The following is a 4,586-nucleotide window of genomic DNA, read 5'->3' on the forward strand; positions in this document are numbered from 1 at the left end:
AGGCAACAATATCGGTAAAGGTGCCGCCTCGGTCAATCCAAAATTGATAGGTTTTAGCCTGTTGTTGTGTAGTAGAAGTCATGATTAAATTCAACCCAAAATTCCAGGTTTGTTTTATTTTAGCAATAGATTTGTGTAACCCACCCGGAAATCCTAAAATTGATACTACATAAGTTTCGTAAATCCCCTGTAGAGACGTTGCATGCAACGTCTCTACAGGGGACTGATGCGTAGCAAACATTTAAAGATTTCATATTATATGCAACGTCTCTACAGGGGACTGATGCGTAGTAAACATTAAACGATAGAATATCACTTAATTTTTGGCTACTTGAACTTGATCTCGTCCTTGAGATTTGGCTTGATACATGGCTTGATCGGCGGCACTAATTAACTCTTGTAAATGGGAGCTTGCGCTGGGAATAGAACAGGCTACCCCTAAACTACAGGTGATATAAGAACTGATGATAGATGAACGATGGGGAATCTTTAAACTGTGAATTTGTAGTTGAATTTCTTCAGCCACTTTACGGGCATTTTCTAAATCTAAGTACGGTAAAATAATAGCAAATTCTTCTCCTCCATATCGAGCTACTAAATAAGGTTCGGGTTCCCTAACTCTACGAACGGCTGTTTCAATCGCAGAGGCAATTTTTTGTAAACAATAATCTCCCGCTAAATGACCATAGGTATCATTATAAAGTTTAAAAAAATCAACATCACATAAAATCACAGAGAGATAATCTTCTTCACAAGAGTCCCATTGTTCTTGTAAATAATTATAAAATTGACGACGATTGGCTAGTTGAGTCAAATCATCCAAAGAAGCCAGACGTTTTAAATGTTGGTTTTCTGCTTGTAATTGGATTAATAATTCTTGCTGAATTTGTAATTGTTTTTTCAAGCTTCTAATCGTTATATCCGTTGGTAAATAATCGGAGTAATCCTTAGACTTAGTAAAGGGATTGAAAGCATCATCACCCGTCATAAATGAATTCAAGGTTTGTAAATTCAATTGAGAATAACTATTCATCCATAGCACAGGTACATTTTTAGTGATTTTGGCTTGTTTGAGCTTGTGATAGGTTTCTTGAGGATTCCCTTGGTTGGAGTTAAAGGGAATGAGAATCACATCAGGATTAGTATATTCAGCATGAAAAATTGCACTATCTGAGTCAGGAGCAATGACAAAACTTAAATTCAGTTTGTTTAAGATATTAACAAAGGATCTAAAATTTACAGGATGGGTTTCTTCTATTATAATAATGATATAGGGTTTCAATTGGCTTTGATTCATGATAGACAAACAACCTGAAAAATTTAAGTTCAGCATTTCGGCTTAATTGATAAACGTCGAACTGACTCAACTATGTAGCTTTGGCTTCAAGATGGCAGTGACAGGGCTTGGATGAACCTGTGATAGTTCAAAAGCCTGAGAGTGACAGTGAAGGAAGATTCAAGGTGATTGATTAGTTGGCTTAGAAGTGATTGAGATCACAAGGTAGCGGTTCAACGGTTCCCCATCTAGGGTGGGCTGTTGACGTTAGGATAAGAAAGATGGATGAAGTCAATATGGGGAATTTGTGTTGATGTCGATATGGCCTAGTTTAGTGACGGCTTGTGCGCTGGCGTTGTATCTAGCGGTGACGATTAATGTGGGACGCGCCCGAATGAAATACAAAATTATGCCTCCTCAAATGACGGGAGACGAGAATTTTGATCGGGTGGTGCGAGTCCAACAGAACACCCTGGAACAATTGGTTTTGTTTCTTCCGGCGTTATGGCTCTTTGCGGAATGGATTAGTCCGATTTGGGCTGCTGGGTTAGGTGCACTTTGGGTGGTGGGACGAATTTTATATGCTTGGGGCTATTACCAAGCCGCTGAAAAACGGATGTTAGGATTCGCCATCAGTTCCCTCGTAACGTTCACACTTTTGGGGGGTGCTATAGTTGGAATAATCCTGTCTCTACCGTTCGATCATTTAACAGCCTACTGATCGGAAAACTCAGATTCGTGCCTCTATTTTTCTCTCAATTTCCGATTGGCAATTTCCTTCTATCAGTTTTTGTTTTTTTGAATACAATGGCAATCGAACTTTTATCTTTAGAACCAGCCCTGACATTAAAAAACAGTGAAAATAAAATGTTGCAATTGGCTTTATTAAAAGCTAAAACGATCGGTGAATTAACAGCTTTAATTGTTAATTCGACCCATGTGGAAATTATGCAAGCTTTTGAAGAACTTCCCAATTCTCACCAGCAGCGTGTTCAGAAACTTTGGGAAGTTGATATTTCTAAATATTGCTAATCCTAATCTTCTGATGTCCCACTTCCAACATCAACCCCAACCATCAGAGCATCACAGTCAACTGGACTCTAGTGTTACTCCTTGTGATCATCCAGTCATTGCTGTTGACTTTACTCCCCCTAAAAAGTCGAATTTTGGGCAAATTTTAGCCTTAGTGGGTGCTGTGGTGTTGTTGATAGATCTGTTGTTGTTTGCGAATGGGGCATCGGGAACTCTCATTCTTTTATCTTCAATTGCTTTAGTTATCTTAGCTTTATCGTTTCAATATCCCCGCCTAGCATTATGGGCATTTTTAATTTATTTACCCTTTACTGGAACAATTGCTTATTGGATTGGTAACGATCATTTCCTCTTCCATTTAGCAAAAGATGGGTTTTATATTCCAGCTTTAATCGGTTTAATCATTGAATTAACTCGAAAAAAATTACCGCTTATTGTTCCGCCTCAACTGAAAATTCCCCTTTTAATTTTATTCAGCATTGCCTTAGTTACCCTCTTTGCTGTCAATGGGGTACAACAACGACACGCCACCATTGATAATCAACCGTTTCTCGTCGGAATTTTCGGTTTGAAAGTGTTAATGGGATATATTCCTTTGATCACTTGTGCCTATTATTTGATTGAAGATCGAAAAACATTGCATTTTTTAACTCGTTTACAAGTTATTTTAATCCTAATTAGCTGTAGTTTAGGGCTGATCCAATTTATATTAGTTATAACTGGGTATTGTCCTGATAATAGTGGTTTACCTGAACATTTATTATTACGGGCAAATGTACAGCGAAAATGTTTTGTTGGCGGTTCATTGGGGTATTTTCCTTCAGAAAATTTTATTCGTTTACCCGGAACCTTTGTCGCACCTTGGCATTGGACTTGGTTTTTAGTTTCCAGTACCTTTTTTAGCTTCGCAACGGCTTTTAGTGATCCGAAATTTCAGTGGCGTTTAACGGGGTTAGTTGGGTTATCGTTAGTGATGCTAAATGCTATTGTTTGCGGTCAAAGAACAGCTTTATTAGCGGTTCCAGCTTTGGTTGTTTTATTATTAGTTGCAACCAGCCACATTTCACGATGGAAACGAATTTTAGTGATTATTGTGGGGATGGTAGCTTTAATTTTGGCAACTTCTGTTTTGGCTCCAGAGGTTATTTCTGAACGAATCGATAGCTTTGTAGGACGTTGGAATGCTGACCCTCCAGTGGCATTTTTAAAGAAACAAACCAAGTTGAGTTTGAACGCCCATCGAGGTTTTTTAGGAAATGGTTTAGGACAAGCAACGACCGCAGCACGAGGGTTAGGAGAAACGCGATTAATTGAAGCTTATTATCCTAAATTATATTATGAAATTGGCCCCTTGGGAGTCGCTGCTTTTTTGTTTGTAGTGACAACTATTACAATTTTAGGGTTTAAAGCTTATCATCAACTCATTGATTATAGTTTATGGGGATATGGCATTATTTTTTGGATTTTTATTGCTTTAATTAGCTATAATCCCTATTGGTATCCTTTAGATACTGATCCCGTAGCGGTTTATTATTGGTTTTTAATTGGTGTTTTGTTCAAATTACCGAAAATTCAACAGCAAGAACAACAAAAAGAACAACCAGAAGAATCTCTTCATCCTGAAAAATTGTAAGAACTCTGGACAGGAAGATTCAGGACAGGAAACTGGGAAAAATTGAGTCGAATTCCTAACAAAATGTTATAATCAAAGCTTGTATTCTAAATAATAGGTTTAAACCACTATTCCTTGGAGATCAAACTTCCTTAACCCCAAATTTGATCAGGGGATTGAGACTGTTTAGTTTGATCGGCGAGCGACTTGCTGCACTCCCAGAGGCACTTCACCTTAGACACTGATAAAAATCTTAATTGGTGTTGATCCCAACTTGTCGCAATTTGGGAATGGGTTCCATCCGTACCTTCTCTTAATCTGTTAACAATCTCCATGAATGATTACAACCTTGATCTAACCAAAACTGAGGATATTCTCATTGTAGATGATACACCCGACAACTTGCATTTATTGTCCCGAATGCTCACTCGTCAGGGATACAATGTTCGCAAAGCATTAAATGGATCAATGGCATTAACAGCGGCTCAAACCGTTGCTCCTGATTTGATTTTGCTGGATATTATGATGCCGGGAATGTCGGGTTTTGAAGTCTGTAAGGCACTTAAAAGTGACGCACAGACAGATGGCATACCTGTGATTTTTCTTACTGCCCGAAATGACGGAAGTGATTTTGAACATGCCTATGATGCCGGTGGCGTAGATTAT

Annotated in this window: 6 protein-coding genes; 4 read left to right on the forward strand and 2 right to left on the reverse strand. The window is 38.3% G+C overall.

Features of this window, described 5'->3' with window-relative positions; translation table 11 throughout:
- Together ACKPEB_RS22535 and ACKPEB_RS22540 are read right to left on the reverse strand one after the other, a co-directional pair.
- Positions 1–241, reverse strand: a 241-nt coding sequence (locus tag ACKPEB_RS22535; protein ID WP_408967265.1) for a hypothetical protein, incomplete at its 3' end; no start/stop codon positions are given.
- A gap of 75 nt (positions 242–316) precedes the next feature.
- A complete protein-coding gene (locus tag ACKPEB_RS22540) occupies positions 317–1,297 on the reverse strand; it encodes a diguanylate cyclase domain-containing protein (protein ID WP_408967266.1) in 981 nt (326 codons plus the stop codon).
- Between the two features lie 292 nt (positions 1,298–1,589).
- On the opposite strand from ACKPEB_RS22540, the gene ACKPEB_RS22545 reads away from it, so the two are divergent.
- The 4 genes from ACKPEB_RS22545 to ACKPEB_RS22560 all read left to right on the forward strand — a co-directional run.
- Positions 1,590–1,997, forward strand: a complete 408-nt coding sequence (locus ACKPEB_RS22545) for an MAPEG family protein (protein WP_408967267.1) — start codon at positions 1,590–1,592, stop codon at positions 1,995–1,997.
- Positions 1,998–2,083: 86 nt separating this feature from the next.
- Positions 2,084–2,308 carry a hypothetical protein gene (locus ACKPEB_RS22550; protein ID WP_408967268.1) on the forward strand — a complete coding sequence of 75 codons (225 nt, stop codon included), beginning with the start codon at positions 2,084–2,086 and terminating at the stop codon, positions 2,306–2,308.
- 13 nt (positions 2,309–2,321) lie between these two features.
- Positions 2,322–3,941, forward strand: coding sequence for a hormogonium polysaccharide biosynthesis protein HpsL (gene hpsL / locus ACKPEB_RS22555; protein ID WP_408967269.1), 1,620 nt, complete (start codon positions 2,322–2,324; stop codon positions 3,939–3,941).
- A gap of 312 nt (positions 3,942–4,253) precedes the next feature.
- Positions 4,254–4,586 (forward strand): response regulator (locus ACKPEB_RS22560; RefSeq protein WP_408967270.1); only part of this gene is annotated, 333 nt, incomplete at its 3' end.

It is taken from the genome of Planktothrix sp., assembly GCF_046067725.1.
Lineage (GTDB): Bacteria > Cyanobacteriota > Cyanobacteriia > Cyanobacteriales > Microcoleaceae > Planktothrix.

What these genes read in the sequence shown, in the direction of transcription:
- ACKPEB_RS22540 (WP_408967266.1), bottom strand. Translation starts at nt 1,297, where the DNA reads ATGAATCAAAGCCAATTGAAACCCTATATCATTATTATAATAGAAGAA.
- ACKPEB_RS22545 (WP_408967267.1), top strand. Translation starts at nt 1,590, where the DNA reads ATGTCGATATGGCCTAGTTTAGTGACGGCTTGTGCGCTGGCGTTGTAT.
- ACKPEB_RS22550 (WP_408967268.1), top strand. Translation starts at nt 2,084, where the DNA reads ATGGCAATCGAACTTTTATCTTTAGAACCAGCCCTGACATTAAAAAAC.
- hpsL (WP_408967269.1), top strand. Translation starts at nt 2,322, where the DNA reads ATGTCCCACTTCCAACATCAACCCCAACCATCAGAGCATCACAGTCAA.